Genomic DNA, 21740 nt, shown 5'->3' on the forward strand with positions numbered 1-21740 from the left:
TTTTGCAGGATAAGTAGAGCCGAAGATGGACAGCCTCAGCTGTCCATCTTCAAAGCCGAGATGAACGCCTCCTGCGGGATGTCTACCTTCCCGAACTGGCGCATCTTCTTTTTACCCGCCTTCTGCTTCTCGAGCAGTTTCTTCTTCCGGGTCGCGTCGCCGCCATAACACTTCGCCGTCACGTCCTTGCGCAGCGCGGACAGGGTCTCGCGCGCGATGACCTTGCCGCCGATGGCCGCCTGGATCGGGATTTTGAACATGTGGCGGGGAATGAGGTCCTTGAGCTTTTCGCACATCGCCCGGCCCCGCATCTCGGCCCGGTCGCGGTGGACCATCATCGACAGCGCGTCCACGGGCTCGTCGTTCACCAGCACCGACATTTTGACCAGATTATCCTCGCGGTACCCGGTCATCTGATAGTCGAACGAGGCATAGCCCTTGGTCACCGATTTCAAGCGGTCGTAAAAGTCGAACACCACCTCGTTCAGCGGCAGGTCATAGACCACCATCGCGCGGGTGCCCGCATAGGTCAGGTTTTCCTGAATGCCCCGGCGGTCCTGACACAGTTTCAGCACGTCGCCCAGATATTCGTCCGGCACCAGGATCGTCGCCTTGATGCGCGGTTCCTGGATGTGGTCGACCTTGGACATGTCGGGCATGTCGGCGGGGTTGTGCAGGTCGATCTTTTCGCCTGGCTCTCCATCTTTGCCTTTCATGAAGACGTGATAGATCACCGACGGCGCGGTGGTGATCAGTTCGATGTCATATTCACGCTCGATCCGGTCGCGGATGACCTCGAGGTGCAAGAGGCCCAGGAAACCGCAGCGGAAGCCAAAGCCAAGCGCGGCAGAGGTTTCCATCTCGAACGAGAAGCTGGCGTCGTTCAGGGCCAGTTTGTCGATGGCTTCGCGCAGGTCTTCGAATTCGGATGAATCCACCGGGAAGAGACCACAGAACACCACCGGCTGCGCGGGCTTGAAGCCATCCAACGCCACTTCGGTGCCGTTGCGGTCATTGGTGATGGTGTCGCCCACACGTGTGTCGCGCACCTGCTTGATCGAGGCGGTGAGGAACCCGATCTCTCCGGGACCGAGGCTGTCGATCATCTCCATCTCGGGGCGGAAGACGCCAACGCGGTCGACGTGGTGCAGGGTGTTGTTGGACATGAACTTGACCCGCATCCCCTTTTTCAGAGTGCCGTCGATGATGCGGACCAGAACGATCACGCCCAGATAGGCGTCATACCAGCTGTCCACCAGCATCGCCTTGAGCGGCGCGTCCAGCGTGCCTTGGGGGGCGGGCAGATGTGTGACGATGGACTCCAGCGTTTCGTGGATGCCCTGCCCGGTCTTGGCGCTGACCTGAATGGCCTCGGACGCGTCGATGCCGATCACATCCTCGATCTGCTCGGCCACGCGGTCACAATCGGATGCGGGCAGGTCGATCTTGTTGAGTACCGGGACGATCTCGTGATCGGCATCCAGCGCGTGATAGACATTGGCCAGCGTCTGCGCCTCGACCCCTTGCGAGCTGTCGACCACCAAAAGCGAGCCTTCGACCGCACGCATGGAGCGGGAGACCTCGTAGGCGAAATCGACGTGACCGGGAGTGTCGATCAGGTTCAGTACATAGGCCTCGCCGTTGTCGGCGGTGTAATCGATGCGGACGGTGTTGGCCTTGATCGTGATGCCCCGCTCGCGTTCGATGTCCATGCTGTCGAGCAGCTGTTCCTTCATGTCGCGGTCCTTGACCGTCCCGGTCTCTTGGATGAGCCGGTCAGCAAGGGTGGATTTGCCATGGTCGATGTGGGCGACGATGGAGAAATTGCGGATATGAGCGAGGTCAGTCATGGTGAGGCGTATGATTTGGATTCGCGGTTTGGTCAAGTGGGCGCGACTCTCCAAAATAAGCTCAATCAACTCCACAAAATTGCGGTGCCATAGCATCAACCAAATTCCGAAACGGGGAGTACTATGCCCAAGACTAACCGCGAAGCATTCGAAGAATGGGTGATTTCTCAGAACCGCGAAACCCAAACCGCCATTGCGACCCGCGCAACTATTCGTGCGTGGCCGTGTAGTTGGCCTACATTACCACTCATTGCGGGTCGTTCGCTGATTACATCACTTGCTTACACTCGCACCCCAAACAAGGAACTCGAATTCGTATGTCAAAAATTGGGCGTTACCAATGCTCACGACTGGGCGCACTTCCCGCTTGCACATGACTACACATCCTACGACTTTGCGATCGTAGAGTCGGTGAACTCCGCACTTAAACTGGCAGCCTTTGCCAGCGCAACGCAGTCAGAGCCTCCATCGGCACTAGATGTTATTCAACAGGCACAGAATCCGTTCATATCGTGGCTAAGTGATACTGAAGAGTATCACAATGGATCCTTTGACGAAGCTTTCAATCGCTCGCTTTGGTCAGATGAAGCGCAACGCTACGAAACCTTAATCCGCCAACCTTGGTTGAAAAAATATAACGACGAGAGCCACTTGTTTTGGTTAGATTGGTATCAGGGGTTTCTCAATGGCACTCCCATTGATTGGGAACTGCAACGCCGGGTCGCGCTGATTGACGAAGCGATCTGGGACAGCGGGACCAATGCGGTGGCCGACAAAATTCGTGATATCCAAGGAGACTACAGGCGCACCGCCACGCCCCCGCCCCAGCGCTTCCCAGAGTTGGAGCCAACCTCAACCACACGGCTTATCACCAACGCGGCAACGATTTCCCCTGCTCTTTCTAGCCTGTCGTTTCGAATCGAAGGCGCGCAGGCGCAGTTTCATCAGTTTGGCTACAACGAAGTCCCCGAAGCCTTTGCCCCTTTGGTCGAACTGCCTGCCATTCTGGCCCGCATCTCGTCCAAACTGGGCAACCCTGCACCGAATACAGATGTAGAAGACGCTCTGCGCGCCGAGGTCGGGCGGCTGAACGCTAAGGTCGTTGCGCTAGAGGCCGCGCTGGACAAGGCGCTTAGGAACCAGCCCGCCACCTTCACCAACACGTTCAAAGAGCACTGCGCCAAAAGCCTGGGCGACTGGAAACTCTACGGAGCGATTGTGAGCGGGCTGTTCCTTTTGTCCGGCGATGACGCGACGCTTAAGGAACGCGGAGAAAACCTCATGTTGAAACGCGAACAGCTGTTTGGGGATGTCAGCCCTTCACCTTATTCTTCGGGCCTTTCCGATAAAGTCGCCAGAGCCGAGCGTGGCAGCGCTCCATTGCCACGGATCAATAAACGGCGACCTTTCGCCAAAGCTCTGACTTTACTGGGCTTCCTACTGAAGTCCTCACCTTAATATTGCCAAGATGAACGGATATTATGCTGTTCAATACGATTCGCGTGTTTGAACGCGGACGATTTGAGGCACATATGGCAAACTATTCGATCTTCACCCTCGGTGAATCGCAGATGACGATCTCGGGTGGCGGGCAGCTGGATGGCGTGACCCAGGGCGATGGCTCGCATCTGGTGGGGTTGTCGATCACGCTGAACTCGGACGCCTGGCAAGAGGTTCAGATCCGCGATGGTGGGTCTGATACCGATTTTCGCGACAATGATGGCAACCAACGGCTGGATGGCGATCAGGCCATTGATGGAGTCATCTATTCGGACAACACCCGGATCGAGGCCGAGTATGGGCTGACACTCACTGATGGGGTGAATTTCTATCAGGTTGTTGGCGTCAACGTGAACAACTCCAGCCCCTCGTTTGGCACGATCGAGGGGCTGGCCTTTGTTGGCGGACCGGGCGGGTTTCCGCCAGTCGGCGTGCCTCTCACGGTAGTCAACGCCCAGGAAGGGCCCAATTTCGAAAGCAGCGAATACGCCACGCCGATCTGCTTTGTACGAGGCACTTTGATCGACACCCCATCAGGGTTACGTCAGATCGAAACCCTAGATGCTGGTGATCGCGTCTGGACCGAAACGGGCCGTATGGCACGCGTTAAATGGGCTGGAGGGCGCGCTGCAATTGCGGTGGGCCGGTTTGCTCCGGTTGAAATTCCGCTTGGGGTTTTGGGGGCCAACCGCCCCCTGCGTGTATCGCAGCAACATCGCATCCTAATTTCGCACCCTGTCGCCGAATTACTGTTCGGATCGCCTAAGACTTGGGTACCCGCTCTGTATCTGGTGGATGCGGGTCTGGCCCGGCTTGCACAGGGTGGCGGTGTCGAATTTTTCCATCTTCTGCTTGAAACCCACGACGTAATTCAAGCCAACGGCGTCGCGACAGAAAGCCTATACATTCCTGACGCGTTTCCGCAGACCAGCGCGACCACGTCAGAGACCTTGCATTTCTTCCCCGAATTGGCGGGCATCGACCCTGCTCCATATCGGCTGACATATCCCAACCTCAAGCGGCACGAAGCAGCCATACTGTTTCGTGAAATCGCCAAGATTGATCCAGACAATAGCTTGCGCCATAGTGCGTGAAAATTCAGATCGGGGCACCAGACCCTGCACGAACGACCGAGGCAATGACATGAAGTACTATCTGACGGCTCTGCTGTGCGCAGGGACATTTACTGTTGCGACCGCAACCGCGTCACTTGCGGCCAATGGCGTTATCAAGCGCGCCTGTGTTGCATCAGATCGCGCTGCGGCCACGCCGTCGCGCTGCGGATGCATCCAAAAAGTTGCCAACGACGCGTTGAGCCGCAGTGATCGACGCACGGTGGCCAAGTGGTTCTCGGACCCGCATCAAGCCCAGGAGCTCAAGATGTCGCAAACAGCCAGCGATGACGCTCTTTGGGAGCGTTATCAGGCATTTGGCCAATTGGTCCAGGCCGTCTGTAAGTGAGCTTGGGCGGCTCTGCTGACACGCACGCAGCCCCTTTTACACTGATCGGGTATCGCTACTCAGTCTACACTTGGATCGTTCGGGGCGCGTTGCATCTGACATCCACACCGTACAAGTTCGACGACTTCGATCCGTTCACCCAAAACGTCGATACACATCCGCACCCTTTTGGGCGCGTGCCCGTCCTCAGGCATGGCGCGGTGACCTTGTATGAAACCGCCGCGATCTGCAGCTATTTGGACGCGATTCGGAACGGGTCATCTCTGATGCCCGGTGATGCTCTGGCCCGGGCACGCGTCATGCAAGTCATCTCGATCATCGACACTTACGGGTATTGGCCCATGATCCGGCAAGTTTTCGCTCAGCGGGTGTTTCATCCGTTTGTCGGCGAGGAATCGATCGAAAGCACTGTCGCCGAAGGTTTGCAAGCTGCGACACCGGTATTGGCCGCTCTGGAAGAGATCGCCACAGAACGCGTCATCTTGGCGAGTTCAAAGTTGACGCTTGCTGATTGCCATCTGGCCCCGATGGTCGACTATTTCAGCCGCGCCCGTGAAGGCTCGCGCGCGCTAAGCACCTATCCCGCACTGTCTTACTGGTGGGAACGGGTGTCTGCTCTTGATTTTCTGCGAGACACCGATCCCCTGCCGAATTATTCTGTCTAACTGTTGACCACCGCCTGCAATGGGGATTGCACCCTCTCCAGTCGGATGTCGGCCGTGCGGGCGTGTCCTTCCATCCCTTCGGCCCGCGAGATGGCTGCTGTGGCGCGGGCCAACGCGGGCAGCGCCTCGTCCTCGACCCGCTGCCAGGTCACTGTCTTGAGGTATTTATGCACACTCAACCCGCCTGTGTAGCGCGCAGCCCCTGAGGTCGGCAGAACATGGTTCGGACCGCTGGCCTTGTCACCAAATGCCACCGTGGTGTTGGCGCCCAAAAACAAGGATCCATACGCGTTCAGACGATTACGCCACCAGTCCAGATCAGCGGCCTGCACGTGCAGATGCTCGGGCGCATAGTGATCAGCCATCTGCGCCATCTCTTCGCGGTTTTCGCACAGGAGTATCTCTCCCAAAGCGTCCCAAGCTGCCTGCGCACTGGACCGGTTGGGTTCAGGTAACTCGGCGATGCATGCCGGTATATGTGCCTGCACCTTTGCTGCCAGCTCTGCATCGTCGAGAACCAACCAGACAGGCGAGTTGTACCCATGCTCGGCCTGCCCGACCAAATCCCAGGCAACAGTCAGGGCATCAGCGGTTTTATCTGCGATCACCAAAGAATCCGTCGGCCCCGCAAACATATCAATCCCCACAGGACCAAAAAGCTGCCGCTTGGCTTCGGCCACGAATTGATTGCCAGGTCCGACCAGAATGTCCGCTTCAGGTGCCCCAAACAGGCCAAAGGCCATCGCCGCCACACCTTGCACACCGCCCAAGGCCAGGATGCGGTCAGCCCCCGAGAGGGACATCGCGTACAGGATCGCAGGATGAACCCCCTGCCCCGGACGCGGAGGTGAACAGGCGGTGATGTTGGGAACACCCGCCGCACGCGCCGTAGTGATAGTCATCAGCGCCGATGCAATATGCGCATAGCGCCCGCCTGGCACATAACAACCCGCCGCGTTAAGCGGGATCTGTCGCTGTCCCGCGATCAGGCCAGGGCGCAATTCGGTTTCGAAATCCATCGCGGACGCCCTCTGAGCCTCGGCAAAACGACGGATGTTGTCATAAGCATAGCGGATTTCTGCCTTGAGCGTTTCCGGAACCAGCAAAGACGCGCGTTCAACCTGCTCAGGACTAACGACAATGTCACCGTCCCACCCATCCAGCTTGGCCGAGTATTCGCGCACCGCGTCCTCCTTGCCCGTTTTCAGACGAGCCAGCATGATCTGGACAGTGTCAGTTGTATCGCCAGAAGATTGAGGCGGAAGGCCGGGAGCGGATTTCAGATATTCAACCATAGTGGATGTCCTGTCAGTTCAAAGCTTGACCAATTGGCCGCATAGTTTCACAAAAGGCAAAACTGTGAGGGTCTACCAAATGCTGATGAAAGGGGTGACGTTGCGCGGTCTCGAGGTGTTCGAGGCGCTCGCTAAAACGGGATCGGTGGCGCAAGCCTCGGACCTGACCGGCCTGAGTCAACCGGCCGTCAGCCAGCAGCTGCGCAACTTGGAAAGGGCGCTTGGCACCGACCTTGTTGACCATGGCAAACGCCCGATGGTGGTGACGCCCGCAGGCCGCTCGTTTCTGGCTCGGACCGAGGCTGTCCTGTCCGAACTTCGGCTGGCGCAGAGTGAATTGACGGTGATGGACCTGACCCATCTGAGCACGTTGTCCATCGGTCTGATCGACGATTTCGACAATGACCTGACGCCGCGCCTGGTTACGATCCTGGCCGACAGCCTCACCAAATGCCGGTTCAAATTGATCACCGCCCCCAGTCACGAAATCAGCGAAGCAATGCAGGCGCAACGGTTGCACATTGCAGTCGCTGCCACCACCGGAGAGATGCATGACGGCGTCGTCGAGTACCCACTGGTACGCGATCCGTTCCTGTTGGTTGTGCCCAAGAGCTATGTCCCCGAAGGTGGCGACGTCATGCAGGCCCTGCAGGGATTGCCATTGCTGCGGTATGCCCGCGAACAGCTGATCAGCCGCCAGATCGAGGCGCATCTGGCTCGGCAAAAACTGATGTTCGAAGAACGGTTCGAGATCGGCTCGCACCTGGCGCTGATCGCGATGGTGGCCCGCCGGGTGGGTTGGTCTGTGACAACGCCGCTGGGGTACATGCGGGCCGCACGCTTCCACGATCAGATCGACGCTATCCCGCTGCCTTTTGCCTCTTTCTCGCGCACCATCTCGCTTTTTGCCGGGGCTGATTGGGCCGACCGGGTGCCACGTGATGTTGCCCAGACGATGCGACGTTTGGTGCAAAGCCAGATGATCGACCCGGCGGTGGCCAAGCTGCCGTGGCTCAACACGCAGCTGCGCGTCATCGACAGCTGAGCAGGCGAGGCGCGGTCTGACGCAGAGCAGAGGCATTTCGGGAACGATCCTGTTGCAAATGGCGATGGGATGCTCAGCATAAATCCCACGCACCGCCCGTCCCGCAAGAGACGCAACAGCAGTTTCCTGATCAGCAGATGTTTGTTTTTGCTTTGCTTAAGTAATGCTGCGTTTCAAACCCTCTGCCGCACGCTCGATCAGATCCAGTGTCCCATCGAAATCGCGGGTGTAGTATGGGTCAGGCACGTGATCGATGCGAGCATCATCGATGTAATCTGTAAGGACGCGCACCGGCGTGTCATTGCCTGCGGGGCGCATATCTTCGATATTCTGGATGTTCTCTGCATCCATTCCGACAATCAAATCGAAACGGTCAAAGTCCTCTGCTTGAAACTGTCGAGCACGCATATCGGCGATCTCAAGCCCCCTTTCCCGTGCAGCAGCCTGCATCAGACCATAAGGCGGTTTACCCATATGCCAATTTGCTGTTCCGGCACTGTCGGTCGCAACCCCAGGCATCAACGCGCGAAAAACCCCTTCGGCGGCGGGGGAACGGCAGATATTACCAAGGCAGACAAAGAGGATTCGGTGAGACATCGTCGGGCTCCTTTGATCCAATAGGTTTAGGGATTGGAACGGGTATGGAAAAGATCGTCATTCTGACCGGCGCAGGAATTTCAGCTGAAAGCGGGCTCGGCACCTTTCGGGATGAAGGCGGCCTCTGGTCACAACACCGGATCGAGGACGTGGCCACCCCCGAAGGCTTTGCGCGCAACCCAGGCTTGGTGCAAGGGTTTTACAATGCACGGCGGGCGCAGGCCGCACAGGTCCAACCAAATGCCGCTCACCGGGCATTGGCAGCACTGCAACGAGACTGGCCCGGTGATGTGGTGATCGTGACCCAAAACGTCGACGGGCTTCATGAAGCTGGCGGTGCCCGTGATGTTTTGCACATGCACGGAACGCTCGCAGGCGCGCTCTGCGCCAGCTGTGGTCATCGCTGGGCTGCGCCGGACGACATGAAAGTGGGTGAACCTTGCACGGACTGTGGGGCGCCTTCAGGTCGCCCCGATGTAGTATGGTTTGGCGAGACGCCGTACTTCATGGACCAGATCTATGACCACTTGGCCAAGGCTGACATCTTTGCTGCGATCGGAACGTCGGGTCAGGTCTATCCAGCAGCGGCTTTCGTCCACGAGGCCATCGCGGCGGGTGCACTCACGGTCGAGCTGAACCTGGCCCCTTCAGCGGTGGTATCCAACTTTGATGAGACCCGGTTCGGACCAGCCAGTGAAACGGTTCCGGCCTGGGTCGACGCTTTGCTGGGGAAACGGTAAACGCCCGCGCCGGTTCTTTGTCGCGGTTAAACTTGCGTTTCGCGGTGACGCGCCGCGCAAAGCGCGGCGCCGGGCCCAACGGGAGGAGATGTTTCGTCAGAAACATCGACGACGGGCGGGAGCTCCACCTCTAGGTTTGTCAGTTGCCGTGCCCACCATGCGCACTAGCCTGCGGCTTGCGCTCCAGATCAACTGGCACTTCGATCTCGACCTCACCGGCCTTTTCGAACACCAATGTCACTGGAATCATGTCACCCTGGGCAAAGGGCGCCTTTAGCCCCATGAACATCACGTGATCACCGCCACGCTGCAGCCCATGCATTTCGCCTGCCGGAATGGCAAAACCCTCTTTCACATGCAGCATCTGCATGACGCCATCGGAGTTTTCGTTATGGGTATGCAATTCAACCCGTGCAGCCGCATCTGATTTGACATCGACCAGCCGGTCATCCTCGGCCCCGTGGTTCATGATCATCATGAAAGCCGCGCCTGTTTTGGCTGTTTTGGTGGCCGAACGCGCATAGGCGTCTTTTACCATGATCGACTCGGCGGCAAAGCTGGATGTTGCAAAGGTGATGGCGGTCACTGCCGCAACGAGAGGTTTGGTGAAGCGCATGTCTTCTCTCCTGTATGTTTGATCCGTCTGAAAGGAAGTTGGGTGTCAGACAGTCACGGGCGGCGCCCGAGCCAGAGGCGGCAAGAGCAGAGAAGAAATCAGCGCGCCGCGGAAACGTGCCAAAGCGGGCGGCCCAAGAGGCATTTGTGGAATCGCGACCACGTCTTCGGGCATAACCGCGCCCAGCAACGCCAGAGCATAATCGGGACAATAGGCCGGTGCCTTTGTGGGCTGACCGTCTTCGTCAACCATAACGACGACAGGTCCAGTCCCTGTACAGATCACCATATGCCCAACGGCCGCAGTCATCCCCCGCGAAGCGGCCAGGCCTTGCCCGGTCAGAACGACCAGAAAACTCAGCCCAAGTGCTAGATATATGCGGATCGTGGCTCTCATCTTATCGGCGATATAGGCAGCGGACGAATTGCGCCGCAAGCTGAAACCCGCGCCTGCAACCTCATGACGCAACCGCTGGTTTCGCAAAAGAAAAACCCCGCACGCTAAGTGCAGGGCTTTCCTGAAATCCGAAATGCGTGTGAAGCGATCAGGCTGCGGCTTGCGCCTTGGCGATCTCTTTCTTCACTTTCAACGCGGCTGTGGACAGCTCATCATCCTTGGCTTTTGCCAGGAACGCGTCCAGACCACCACGGTGATCGACCGAGCGCAGAGCAGCCGCCGAAATGCGCAGCTTGACACCGCGACCCAGGGTTTCCGACTGCAGGGTAACGTCGTTCAGGTTCGGCAGAAACCGACGACGAGTTCTATTTTTGGCGTGGCTGACATTGTTGCCAGTCATCGGGCCTTTTCCGGTCAGTTCGCAACGGCGCGACATGGTTTCTTCCTTTGTCTCTGGAGGCTCGGTGTGACCCGCAGCCAAATCACAAGGGGCGCAATCCGCAGACACGCCCGAAAACTGGTTGGATGCATTTAGGAGGAATCGCTGGGATGGTCAAGACAGCTGTCACGGATTCTTTGTCTTTGTCTGCCTTACCCGGTCCAGAAACGTAAAGGTGACCCAGTTCAAGCTACACCTTGAGCGACCGCGTTAACGAGTTTGAGAAGAACTGGACGCACGCTTAGGCAGACGAAAGCGACTGCAACATCCGTTTTGCAGCCACCGCGGGCCCCAACTCCCCCCGCGCCACACCCTCGGCGAGACTGTCCATCTGCGACCGCGCTTCTGGCGTGTCCAACCGGGCCAGCAGGGTCTGCCGCACCTCTTGGTCGAACCAGTAACGGGCCTGATTGGCGCGAGTCGCGTCCCAGAATCCGTTTTCTTTGCGCCAGGTGATCAGCGCCTGCATCTCGTCCCAAGCGATAACCAACCCATCCTCTTGCAGCGCCGAGACCATCATCGCTTTGGGAAATTCTTGTGGGTCCTGCGGTCGTTTACGCAACAGGCGCAAAGCGCCAGCGTAATCAGCACAAGTGCGTGTGGCCGCCGGCTTCAAATCACCATCAGCCTTATTGACGAGAATCAGATCAGCCATTTCCATGATGCCGCGCTTGACTCCCTGCAGTTCATCCCCACCTGCAGGCGCCAGTAGCAGCAGGAACAAATCCGACATCTCAGCCACGACCGTTTCGGACTGACCGACACCCACGGTTTCGATCAGCACCACGTCAAATCCAGCCGCTTCACACAATGCCACTGCCTCACGTGTGCGCCGCGCCACACCGCCCAAATGGGTCTGACTGGGGGACGGGCGAATGAATGCGTTACGCTCACGGCTCAGACGCTCCATGCGGGTTTTGTCACCCAGGATCGAGCCGCCCGAACGGGATGAACTGGGGTCAACGGCCAGCACTGCGACTCGCAACCCCAGCTCAACCAAATGCATACCGAAGGCTTCGATGAAAGTAGACTTGCCCACCCCTGGCGTTCCCGACAGGCCAATCCGCATGGCCTGTCGTCGTGCGCCATTCAACCGCTCTAACAAAGCCGAGGCTTGGGTGCGGTGGTCATCCCGCCCACTTTCGACCAGCGTGATCGCGCGCGCCAAAGCCCGGCGATCGCCTGTCAGAATCCTGTCACCCAGCTGTGCGATGTCCATGGTGGTTCGACCCTTTCCGATTTAACGCTACTTGACGCAGAGCGGATTGCTTTGTCCAGAGTTTGAGATGGTTTCACAACATGCTTCTTCGCCGCATTGCCTTTGTCCTGACAGCCCTGCTCTCTTTCGGGGCCACTTCCGCGCACTCTGCCGACACAGACGCGCACTTTGATGTGCGGGCCTGGGGCGTAAAGGTCGGAGAGTTTCACGTTTCGGGGCGAGACAGCCAACGCACTTATGACGTGAAAGGGGGTTTCGAAACGACGGGCCTCGTCAAACAGCTAGGTCGCATCTGGTTCACGATGTCGGTCAGCGGGTATAAATCCGGCGACATCTTTGCCCCGTCCCGCTACACCGAACAAGTCCAGACTGGGCGACGCAGATCTTCAGCTCAGATAGATTATGCATCGGGTATTCCGGTTTTGACCGGCGGCAAGCTTGGCACCGAAGAGGCCGAGGCTCTGGATGCCGCCAAACAATCGGACACAGTCGACCCGCTGACTGCCATGTTCATTGCTTTGCGGGACCAGCCACGTGCGGGCCTGTGCCAGCTCAATCAGCCAATCTTTGACGGTGCACGCCGCACGATTGCCTTTTTCAGTGGGCGTAGGGACGACGGTAGCCATGTGATCTGTACAGGGCAATTCCGGCGCTTGGGTGGATATTCACCCAAACAGCTGCAACAAGGCCGTGAGTCCAACTACGAACTCGTCTATGTTCCCGTCGGATCTCTGATGCGGGTGCACGAGGTGCGCGTGACCAGTTCACGCGGCACCGCCATTCTGACCCGGCGCTAGACGCGGCCGCCTGCTTTGGCGATAAGGCGGACATGAGCAAGCTCCCCATCGAAGACACCCTTCCCGACCTGATCGACGCTCTGCGCCGCACAGGCCGCGCCGTGTTGCAGGCCCCCCCTGGTGCGGGCAAAACCACACGCGTGCCCCTTGCCATGTTGGAGGCGGGTCTGTGTGAAGGGCGGATCATCATGCTGGAGCCCCGCCGTCTGGCCGCGCGCGCCGCCGCTGAGCGCATGGCGCAGACCTTGGGAGAGCCCGTGGGGCAGACGGTTGGCTACCGGATCAGAGGCGACTCCAAAACCACAAAAAACACCCGAATCGAGGTCGTGACCGAAGGCATCCTGACCCGCATGCTACAGTCCGAACCCGATTTGCCAGGTGTCAGTGCGATCTTGTTCGATGAGTTCCACGAGCGCTCTTTGAATGCTGATCTCGGGCTGGCTCTGAGCCTTGAGGTTGCAGAGGCGCTGCGTGATGACTTGATGTTGATGGCCATGTCCGCGACCTTGAATGCCGGGCCGGTGGCGGAGTTGATGGCTGCGCCACTGGTGACTTCGCAAGGGCGCAGTTTTCCCGTTGAAACCCGATGGCTCGAACGCCCGCTGCCGCCCAAATCGCGAAGGCTGGACGCGCTGGTGGATCTGGTGGTGCAGGCCGAACGGGACACCCGCGGCGAAGGTGGCAGCATTCTGGTATTTCTACCCGGCGAGGGTGAAATTCGGCGTGCCGAAGGGGCCTTAAATGGACGCTTGTCCGGCGATTGCGTCGTGTGCGCCCTGTTTGGCGCAATGCCGTTTGCCGATCAGCGCGCCGCTATCACCCCGGTGAAATCGGGCCGCAAGATTGTGCTGGCAACCTCCATCGCGGAAACCTCGCTTACCATTCCGGATATCCGAGTCGTGGTGGACATGGGACAGGCCCGCCGCGCGCGGTTTGATCCCGGTTCGGGTATGTCACGACTGGTCACCGAGCGGGTGACACGGGCCGAAGCCACGCAACGCGCAGGCCGTGCGGGTCGTGTGGCCGCCGGTGTCTGCTATCGTTTGTGGACAAAAGGCGAAGAAGGCGCGCTGTTCGCCTTCCCTCCTGCCGAGATCGAAGCCGCAGACCTGACCGGGTTGGCTTTGGAACTGGCGCTTTGGGGCGCGGACGCATCTGAACTGGCGTTCTTGACACCCCCGCCCGAAGGGGCGTTGGCCGAGGCCCGCACGCTCCTGCAGATGCTCGGGGCGTTGGACGGCGCACATCGGATGACGGATCACGGGCGAGCTCTGGCTGCCCTGCCGCTGCATCCACGCCTGGCGCATATGTTAGTGACCGCAGGGAGGGACGCAGCCCCTTTGGCCGCCCTTCTGGCAGAACGCGACCCTTTGCGCGGAGCGCCCACAGACCTGGCGTTGCGGCTAGAGGCATTGCGCGATCCAAAGGCGTTTCAACGCAAGCGATCTTATCAGGTGAACTTCGGTGTGGTTGATCGCATCAGGACCGAAACCAAGCGCCTGCGCACCCTGACACGGGTCCAACGCGCCGACTTGTCAACAGCGGCGATGGCTGCACTGGCCTATCCGGACCGTATTGGGCAGCGCCGCAAGGGTGATGCGGCGCGCTATGTCCTATCGGGCGGCAAGGGCGCGGTAATGCAGGACAGCGATACATTGGCCGCAGCGCCGCTCATCGTGGCGCTCAACACCGACGGCAACCCGCGCGAGGCACGTCTACGGTTGGCAGCGCGGATCGCCGAGAGTGAGATCCGGGATCTTTTTTCAGATCAGATCACTTGGACGGATCACTGCGAATGGTCCAAACGCGAACGCCGGGTGACCGCGCGCAAGCGCGAGTGTTTCGGATCCATCGCACTTGATGATCGCATCTGGAAAGATGCACCGCCTGATGCAGCCTCCTTGGCCATGCTGGACGGGGTGCGCGACCTTGGGTTGCGTCTTGACGGGGCCGCCGCACGGCTGGCGGCACGGGTCGAACTAGCCCGCGCAGATGGTGCCGTGATGCCGGATTTCTCGTTTGCGGGGTTGATGGCAACGCTGGACGATTGGCTGTTACCGATGCTCACCGGCGTGCGCAGTGCCGAGGATTGGAAGCGATTTGACCCGTTGCCGGCGCTGCAAGCGGCGCTCAGTTGGGATCAGTCGCAAACTCTGGACCGTTTGGTGCCGTCGAAGTTCACAACGCCTTTGGGTCGCAGGATCGCAATCGACTATGACATCGAAGGCAACCCAGAAATCCAGGTCCGTCTGCAAGAAATGTTCGGCATGACCCGCCACCCCACCAGCGGTGGGGTGCCCTTGAAGATCACGCTTCTGTCACCCGCGCAGCGCCCGATCCAGATCACCCGCGACCTGCCGGGGTTCTGGACGGGCTCATATGCGGATGTACGCAAGGACATGCGCGCGCAATATCCCAAACACCCCTGGCCCGAAGACCCAACACAAGAAGACCCGACTTTGCGCGCGAAACGCAGAAAATAGCCACGACATCAGCCGTCTAGCGCGACCGCAGCGCGTAAAGCGCGCTGCCCGGCCCAACGGGTTTGCGTGCATTTTCAATGCATGCAAACCGGGCGGGAGCGCTACGAGCGTAAGCTGGGCAAGCCAATACCCGTCGCTTGAAACCCACCATCCGCCGCAAGGATCTGGCCGGTGATAAAGCTCGCCTTATCGCTGAGAAGAAAGGTGATAGCTGCGGCGATCTCATCCTCGCTTCCATAGCGGTTAAGCGGGACAGCGTCGTGATAGGCCGCACGGATATCTGGCGTATGCACCGCCAGCGCAAGCTTGGTGTCCACCGGCCCCGGTGCCACGGCGTTAACGCGAATGCCAAGCTCTCCCAGCTCTACTGCCTGTTGCAAGGTCAGCTGCGCAAGCCCCGCTTTGGACGTGCCATAAGCCACCCGCAGGGTCGAGGCCCGCAAACCAGAAATCGAAGTGATGTTGACGACCGCTCCTCCGTCCCCGTCAGCCAGTAAACTGGTCAAGGCCTGTGTCATCAGAAACGGACCATCCAGATTGGTCGCCATGACCGTTTTCCAACGCTCGAAACTGGTTTCGCGGATCGGGCCAAAGTCGGCCACACCCGCATTGTTCACCAACCCATCTAAGTGCCCAAACTCGGCCCCCAACCATTCAGCCACGCGGCTGGCATCGTCGGGATCGGACACATCCGCTTCGCAAGCCACGGCCCTCTCGACACGCTGAACGGCCGCGGTCAGCGCCTCGACATCACGGTCGAGCATAATCACACGCCAATCTTGTTGTGTCAGTTGACGAGCTGTTGCCAGGCCAATGCCACGTGCGGCCCCTGTCACCAATGCAGTTTTCATCGCGCGTCCTTATCCCCAATCCCCATGATGTTTGCCCGGCACGTCTGTGCGCTCAAACCCGTGCACACCAAAAGCATCCCGCTGCGCCTGGATCAGATTTGCCGTGCCTGTGCCTTGGCGCGCCGTATCAAACCACGCCAGCCCTGCTGACAAGGCCGGAACCGGCAAACCTGCGGCCACCGCTGCGCCAACCACCTGCCGCAAGTCGGGGATCGCAGGCAACAGCAAATCGGCCATCCCATCCGCCAGCAAAACCGGCCGCTCAGGTGCTTGTCGCAAAAGCGGTGCCAAATCATCCAGCAGGTTGGAGCGGATGATGCAGCCCGCTCGCCAAATCTCGGCAATCCGCGCCAGATCCAGCGACCAATCAAACTCGGCCGACGCCGCGCGCAAGACCTCGAACCCCTGCAAATGTGCGAGTACGCGTCCCGCAAAGAGCGCATTTTCAAGTGACGCCGGATCAAGATCGACCTGTTCCGCTCCAGGAAACTGCGTTGCCGCCGCCAACCGCGCGGATTTGGTGGACGACCAGGCGCGTGCGCCGACAGCGGCTTCGATCGCGCTGGCTGACTGACCAAGTTTTAGGGCCTCGATTACCGTCCAACGACCGGTGCCTTTTTGCCCGGCCTGATCCCGGATCATATCGACCAAAGGGTGACCGCTATTTGGGTCAGTGACCTGCAGTACCTTGGCCGTGGTTTCGACCAAAAAAGACGCGAGCTTACCCTTGGCCCAGTCCGAAAACAGCGCACCAATCCGGGGGGCCTCCCAGCCCTGCCCGTCCCGCAGCAAGCCATAGATCTCGGCAATCATCTGCATGTCCGCATATTCGATACCGTTGTGCACTGTCTTGACGAAATGCCCCGCCCCATCAGGTCCCACATGGGCGACACAAGGATCGTGCTTAAACCGGGCAGCAATCGGCTCAAGGATCGGCTGGAGTTGCTGCCAACTGTGATCAGATCCGCCAACCATCATCGACGGGCCATGGCGCGCACCATCTTCTCCACCCGACACGCCCATGCCGACAAAGTGAATGCCTGCGGCCTCGGCTGTGCGGCGGCGCGTGTCAATGAAATCGGCATTGCCCGCGTCAACAACGGTGTCTTCTTCGCCCAGCAGAGGGATCAACCGCTTGATCATCGCGTCGACCGGCGCACCCGAGGGGATCATCAAGATGATCACTCTGGGCTGCGCCACAGCGTCCACAAACTCTGCCAGCTCAACAGCGCCGGTGATCCGAATTGCCAGTTCTCCGGCCTCGGCCAGAAAAGGGGCGATCCAATCACTCTCTCGGTTGCTGATTGCGACATGAATGCCCTGTTCGGCCATGTTCAACGCCAAGGCGCTGCCCATCGTACCCAACCCATAGACCCCGACCCGCGCCTGTGTTCGCGTCATGCACCGCCTCGTAACTGATCACCTCGGCAAGGTTGCGACATCCCGGACACGGGTGCAAGGCAAAGAAAAACATGTTAACCTGTTGGTCATTGTAAGTATTGCTACATTCCTTATATTTGTTTGCAACAGCCGTGACACAATGCGGCCAGATCGAGCGCGACCCATGACAAATGTCTTTGAAAAAACCTGGCAGGAGGTTGTCCGCCCCCTGTTTCTCCGCCCCAAGCGCGTCCAAGTGGCTGCCTTGTGCCTGAGAGACGGCAAGGACGGGCAAGAGGTTCTGATGATCACCAGCCGGGGAACCGGACGGTGGATTGTCCCCAAGGGTTGGCCGATTGATGGGTTGAACGGACCTGAAACCGCGCTTCAGGAAGCTTGGGAAGAAGCGGGCGTGAAAGAGGCCAAAGTCCAGAAAGAACCGGTCGGCAGGTACAATTACGACAAAGTTTTAGACAACGGCACATCAGAACCGGTCGAAACCCAAGTTTACCAGATTGCGGTGTCGGAACTGTCTGAGGAGTATCCAGAGGTCAGTGAACGCAAGCGCTGCTGGATGTCGGCCTCTGAGGCCGCAAACTTGGTTCGGGAACCACAATTGCAAGACATCCTGCGGGATTTGTAACACGCTCACGACTGTTTCATGACTACTCTCTTGCTTTGACGGAACACAGCCTCTACTTGCCCGCGCTATGACCTGAAAAGACGGCGGAAGAGATGGCAGACGCGGAAAACAGCAACAAATGGACCACGCTTGATCGTGACTTGAACCGGATTTCACGGGTCGAAGTCGCGACGGCCTACGTTGCACGGCCGATGGTCGGGCCTGGGATCGCGCTGGCGTTCATGGTGATCGCCGCCCTTGTCGCAATGCTGGCCTTTGGCACCACTTCTGGAAGCCTGATTATTGCTTTGGCCGCAGCTTTCGGTGCCTATATGGCGATCAACATCGGTGCCAACGACGTTGCCAACAACATGGGACCTGCGGTCGGCGCCAATGCTCTTACCATGGGCGGTGCCATCGCAATTGCCGCCATCGCCGAAAGCGCGGGGGCCTTGCTTGCTGGTGGGGATGTTGTTTCGACCATTTCCAAGGGGATCATCGACCCCTCGGGTATGAAAAACAGCGAAATCTTCATCTGGGCCATGATGGCTGCGCTGATTTCATCGGCGCTGTGGGTCAATCTGGCTACATGGGTCGGTGCACCGGTATCCACCACGCATTCGGTTGTCGGCGGTGTCATGGGGGCGGGCGTTGCTGCGGCTGGCATGGCTGCAGTGAGCTGGCCCACAATGAGCAAGATCGCCGCCAGCTGGGTGATATCGCCGGTGCTCGGCGGGGCGATTGCAGCCGCATTTCTGGCATTGATCAAGGCACGCATCCTGTACCAAGAAGACAAGATCGCCGCTTCACGCCGCTGGGTTCCGATCCTTGTGGGTGTGATGGCTGGGGCCTTTTCGGCCTATCTGGCGGTCAAGGGGCTCAAGCGAATCGTCAAAATTGAATTGGAAATCGCCTTACTGATCGGCTTGTTCGGTGGCTTGGCGGTCTGGGCGGTCTGCGTGCCGCTGATCCGCCGTCAATCCGAAGGGCTGGAAAACCGTAACAAATCAGTCAAAACCCTCTTTGGCCTGCCACTTGTGGTCTCTGCTGCTCTGCTCAGCTTCGCCCATGGCGCCAATGATGTGGCCAATGCCGTTGGCCCGCTGGCGGCCATCGTGCATGCGACCGAGTTCGGCGATTTTGCCGCCAAAGTGACGATCCCGACCTGGGTCATGGTGATCGGCGCCTTCGGCATTTCGTTCGGCTTGTTCCTGTTTGGCCCCAAACTGATCCGCATGGTGGGCAGCCAAATCACCAAACTAAACCCGATGCGCGCCTACTGCGTGGCCTTGTCTGCCGCCATCACGGTGATCGTTGCAAGTTGGTTGGGGCTGCCGGTCAGCTCCACACATATCGCTGTCGGTGGTGTGTTTGGCGTCGGCTTCTACCGCGAATGGCACATGGAGCGGCGCTTGCAGAAATCCAACGCAAACCGCCCCGAAGAAAAACGCATCGCGCGTGAAGAACGCCGCCGTCGCAAGCTGGTTCGCCGGTCTCACTTCATGACGATCATTGCAGCTTGGATCATCACTGTGCCAGCCGCCGCGCTTATGTCGGCCAGCATCTTCTGGCTGTTGTCGCTGATGCTGTGAGCTGTGTTGGCTAGCCCTTGATTTCGGATGCAGAGACCGGTGCTTTTGCGGTTTCGATCAGATTGGCCACCCTGCTGCAGATCGGGGTGGCAATACCAGCCTGATCTCCCAAGCGTATGATTTCGCCCTGGAGACTGTCGATTTCGGTCGGACGCCCTGCCATCAGATCATAAGCCATTGAGGTGCGCGCAGATGGGTCAATCGTCAGCATTTTGGCCGCGATCCGGCTGAACAGCGGCGTCGGCAAGCGCAGAATATGCGGCGTCATCCACGCGGGCAAAGGTGTAGTCGAGGCGACTTCGATGCCCGAGCGTCGCAATACACCTAGAGCTTCGGCCATCTGATCCGCCATTACCCGCCGCCAATTGCGATCCAAAAGCTGTTCTTGCAAGGTCAAACCGCTCAAAGCGTTGAGAGCATTATTAAGGTTGATTACCAGCTTGCCCCACTGCACCGCCTTGATCCGGGGGCTTTCGGTCACGGACAGATGCGGGACAGACAGCGCCTCTCCCAATTCACCAGCCCCTTGTTCGATCACGATGTCGCCCGATGTTGCGCGATGAAATCCCGTCTCGGAAGGGACAACATTAAATGGCACCATACCTGCGCGCACATCGTGGTCATGTAAAATGTTGCGCAAAACGGCGACGTTTTCGATCCCGTTCTGCCAGGAAACGACTGGCACGGTCGCCGACGCATGTTCCGCGATCAATCGCGCAATTTCCCGCGTTGCACCGGATTTGACCGTCACAATCACCAGATCAGCTTGAGCGAAGCAAGCAGGCTCGTCACTCAATCCCAACCGCTCGGATGGAACTGCCTGCCGAACACCTGAAAAATCAGTAACTGTCAGGCCTTGCGCCCGGATCTGATCAAGAATGCGGGCGCGCCCCAATAGTGTGACATCCTTGCCCGCAGCGGCCAACAGCCCGCCTGTGAAACAGCCGATACTTCCGGCCCCTGCAATCACGATCCGCATTTCCCACTCCCCTTCAGTTGATCTTGCGATCGCTCAAAGAGAGACGCAACCGTGACCACACGACAGGGCCCCTGAATTTCTTGCAGATGCTTCACACCGTGGCAAACCATTGCGGCCTTGGACCAGGCACTGCCCGACTCTGCTGTCAGCCCGCCCGTCTTTGTCTGCGCTCCTTCAGGCGTGTGTGGGCCTCGGGTGTCCCGTCGTGAAAAGACCCAAACCACTTGTCCCAGGGCATTTCCAAATTGCCGTAATTCACCTCGAAGTATCGGTGGTGCATCTGGTGGTGAAACGTCCCAAGCGCCAGCGTCTTGCGATCCTGGACCAGCAAACTTTCGAACCCTGTGTGCGACGTTGCTGCCGTCAGCCCCTGATGTTGCAGATGGAACAGGATGTGCAGTGGATGGGCTGGCACCACAAAATGGATCAGAATCGAAGTGAAGAAGAAAAACGCCTCGACCGGGTGCATCGACAAGCCAGACCAGGGGCCAACATTGACGTTGCGGTGGTGCAGCGCGTGCGCCAGCCGATAGAGCGGCCCCCAATGCAGCGCGCGGTGGATCCAGTAGAAATGGAACGAGATCCAGACTGGCGTCAGCAGGAAGAAGAGCACAAACAGAACTGGGTTTTCTGACGGCATCAACATCGGAACCCAGCCATTGGCCATACCATAAAACATCACCACCTCGAAAAACGTCCAGCACCCGACCCCGCTTACCAAGGTCCAGAACATGTTGTCATGCACCTGATTGGCAAAGGTGAACTGTTTGCCTTTGCCTGCCAGGGGGCGAGGATCAAACTTGAGCTTTTCGCCTTGCTTGCGGGCACGGAAAAAGAACAGATGCAGCCCCCCTGCCACCAACACCATCAGCGCCAAATTTCGCAGCCAGATCAGGCCGATCCAATCCAAAGCCAGCACTTCCATCCGCTCTAACGCAGGGGTTAGCCAGGTCCAGCTGACGTAGGCAATGAGTAAGACCAATACGTTTTCGGCCAACCCCAACCATCGCACCGCCAGCCAATGCGCCATGCGCGCGGGGTTTGGTGGCCAACTAAAGAACGGCGAAACCGCGATTGGCACGTCGGGGATGTACGCCCAGCCGGGCAGCTTTGATGGTTCTGACATGGCGGGCCCCTGTAGCTTGCTCAATTATGTTGACCTAATCTGTCACTTTCACATACCCCTGAAAAACAGAACCAATTGATCAAATAC

Annotated in this window: 21 protein-coding genes; 10 read left to right on the forward strand and 11 right to left on the reverse strand. The window is 58.8% G+C overall.

What is annotated here, in order from left to right:
* Window positions 1-35: 35 nt before the first annotated feature.
* Complete coding sequence (lepA, locus tag G6R15_RS02460) at window positions 36-1850, reverse strand: translation elongation factor 4 (protein WP_164658197.1); 1815 nt, start codon at window positions 1848-1850, stop codon at window positions 36-38.
* A 123-nt stretch (window positions 1851-1973) separates the two neighbouring features.
* Between lepA and G6R15_RS02465 the strand changes: the two genes are divergently transcribed.
* Genes G6R15_RS02465 through G6R15_RS02480 form a run of 4 tightly spaced genes read left to right on the forward strand, consistent with a single transcriptional unit; the run spans window position 1974 to window position 5476 of the window.
* Window positions 1974-3308: a hypothetical protein gene (locus G6R15_RS02465; protein WP_164658198.1), complete on the forward strand. Its 1335-nt coding sequence runs from the start codon at window positions 1974-1976 to the stop codon at window positions 3306-3308.
* 23 nt (window positions 3309-3331) lie between these two features.
* Window positions 3332-4444, forward strand: coding sequence for a Hint domain-containing protein (locus G6R15_RS02470; RefSeq protein ID WP_164658199.1), 1113 nt, complete (start codon window positions 3332-3334; stop codon window positions 4442-4444).
* 49 nt (window positions 4445-4493) lie between these two features.
* A complete protein-coding gene (locus G6R15_RS02475; protein ID WP_164658200.1) occupies window positions 4494-4811 on the forward strand; it encodes a hypothetical protein in 318 nt (105 codons plus the stop codon).
* A gap of 2 nt (window positions 4812-4813) precedes the next feature.
* Window positions 4814-5476: a glutathione S-transferase family protein gene (locus G6R15_RS02480; protein ID WP_164658201.1), complete on the forward strand. Its 663-nt coding sequence runs from the start codon at window positions 4814-4816 to the stop codon at window positions 5474-5476.
* On the opposite strand, the gene hisD is transcribed toward G6R15_RS02480, so the two are convergent.
* Window positions 5473-6771, reverse strand: a complete 1299-nt coding sequence (hisD, locus tag G6R15_RS02485; RefSeq protein WP_164658202.1) for a histidinol dehydrogenase — start codon at window positions 6769-6771, stop codon at window positions 5473-5475. The genes G6R15_RS02480 and hisD overlap by 4 nt on opposite strands.
* Before the next feature lie 79 nt (window positions 6772-6850).
* Between hisD and G6R15_RS02490 the strand changes: the two genes are divergently transcribed.
* On the forward strand, window positions 6851-7816 hold the full coding sequence (locus G6R15_RS02490) for a LysR family transcriptional regulator (protein WP_164658203.1): 966 nt from the start codon (window positions 6851-6853) through the stop codon (window positions 7814-7816).
* A gap of 156 nt (window positions 7817-7972) precedes the next feature.
* Here the strand turns inward: G6R15_RS02490 and G6R15_RS02495 are convergent, their stop codons facing one another.
* A complete protein-coding gene (locus G6R15_RS02495; RefSeq protein ID WP_164658204.1) occupies window positions 7973-8413 on the reverse strand; it encodes a low molecular weight protein-tyrosine-phosphatase in 441 nt (146 codons plus the stop codon).
* A 44-nt stretch (window positions 8414-8457) separates the two neighbouring features.
* Here G6R15_RS02495 and G6R15_RS02500 point away from each other — a divergent pair, with 44 nt between their 5' ends.
* The gene (locus tag G6R15_RS02500) at window positions 8458-9153 is read left to right on the forward strand and encodes an NAD-dependent deacylase (RefSeq protein ID WP_164658205.1); all 696 of its coding nucleotides are present in this window, start codon (window positions 8458-8460) and stop codon (window positions 9151-9153) included.
* Between the two features lie 139 nt (window positions 9154-9292).
* Here G6R15_RS02500 and G6R15_RS02505 read toward each other — a convergent pair whose 3' ends face one another.
* From G6R15_RS02505 to meaB, 4 genes are all read right to left on the reverse strand, one after another.
* Window positions 9293-9769 (reverse strand): copper chaperone PCu(A)C, encoded by a 477-nt coding sequence (locus G6R15_RS02505; protein WP_164658206.1) that lies wholly within the window; start codon window positions 9767-9769, stop codon window positions 9293-9295.
* A 45-nt stretch (window positions 9770-9814) separates the two neighbouring features.
* Window positions 9815-10237, reverse strand: coding sequence for a hypothetical protein (locus G6R15_RS02510; protein ID WP_240336647.1), 423 nt, complete (start codon window positions 10235-10237; stop codon window positions 9815-9817).
* 76 nt (window positions 10238-10313) lie between these two features.
* On the reverse strand, window positions 10314-10601 hold the full coding sequence (gene rpmB / locus G6R15_RS02515; RefSeq protein WP_164658207.1) for a 50S ribosomal protein L28: 288 nt from the start codon (window positions 10599-10601) through the stop codon (window positions 10314-10316).
* A gap of 244 nt (window positions 10602-10845) precedes the next feature.
* Window positions 10846-11823: a methylmalonyl Co-A mutase-associated GTPase MeaB gene (gene meaB, locus G6R15_RS02520; RefSeq protein WP_164658208.1), complete on the reverse strand. Its 978-nt coding sequence runs from the start codon at window positions 11821-11823 to the stop codon at window positions 10846-10848.
* 80 nt (window positions 11824-11903) lie between these two features.
* Here meaB and G6R15_RS02525 point away from each other — a divergent pair, with 80 nt between their 5' ends.
* Complete coding sequence (locus G6R15_RS02525; protein WP_164658209.1) at window positions 11904-12620, forward strand: DUF3108 domain-containing protein; 717 nt, start codon at window positions 11904-11906, stop codon at window positions 12618-12620.
* A 32-nt stretch (window positions 12621-12652) separates the two neighbouring features.
* Window positions 12653-15103 carry an ATP-dependent helicase HrpB gene (hrpB, locus tag G6R15_RS02530; protein WP_164658210.1) on the forward strand — a complete coding sequence of 817 codons (2451 nt, stop codon included), beginning with the start codon at window positions 12653-12655 and terminating at the stop codon, window positions 15101-15103.
* 101 nt (window positions 15104-15204) lie between these two features.
* On the opposite strand, the gene G6R15_RS02535 is transcribed toward hrpB, so the two are convergent.
* A complete protein-coding gene (locus tag G6R15_RS02535; protein WP_164658211.1) occupies window positions 15205-15954 on the reverse strand; it encodes an SDR family NAD(P)-dependent oxidoreductase in 750 nt (249 codons plus the stop codon).
* 9 nt (window positions 15955-15963) lie between these two features.
* On the reverse strand, window positions 15964-17355 hold the full coding sequence (gndA, locus tag G6R15_RS02540; RefSeq protein WP_164658212.1) for an NADP-dependent phosphogluconate dehydrogenase: 1392 nt from the start codon (window positions 17353-17355) through the stop codon (window positions 15964-15966).
* A gap of 163 nt (window positions 17356-17518) precedes the next feature.
* Here gndA and G6R15_RS02545 point away from each other — a divergent pair, with 163 nt between their 5' ends.
* The gene (locus tag G6R15_RS02545) at window positions 17519-17977 is read left to right on the forward strand and encodes an NUDIX hydrolase (RefSeq protein ID WP_164658213.1); all 459 of its coding nucleotides are present in this window, start codon (window positions 17519-17521) and stop codon (window positions 17975-17977) included.
* A 92-nt stretch (window positions 17978-18069) separates the two neighbouring features.
* Complete coding sequence (locus tag G6R15_RS02550) at window positions 18070-19548, forward strand: inorganic phosphate transporter (RefSeq protein ID WP_164658214.1); 1479 nt, start codon at window positions 18070-18072, stop codon at window positions 19546-19548.
* Between the two features lie 10 nt (window positions 19549-19558).
* Here G6R15_RS02550 and G6R15_RS02555 read toward each other — a convergent pair whose 3' ends face one another.
* Entirely contained in the window at window positions 19559-20527 is a 969-nt protein-coding gene (locus G6R15_RS02555) for a 2-dehydropantoate 2-reductase (protein ID WP_164658215.1), read from the reverse strand.
* A gap of 145 nt (window positions 20528-20672) precedes the next feature.
* Window positions 20673-21653, reverse strand: a complete 981-nt coding sequence (locus G6R15_RS02560; RefSeq protein WP_164658216.1) for a sterol desaturase family protein — start codon at window positions 21651-21653, stop codon at window positions 20673-20675.
* Window positions 21654-21740 lie beyond the last annotated feature (87 nt).

This window comes from Tropicibacter sp. Alg240-R139, assembly GCF_900537075.1.
Lineage (GTDB): Bacteria > Pseudomonadota > Alphaproteobacteria > Rhodobacterales > Rhodobacteraceae > Falsiruegeria.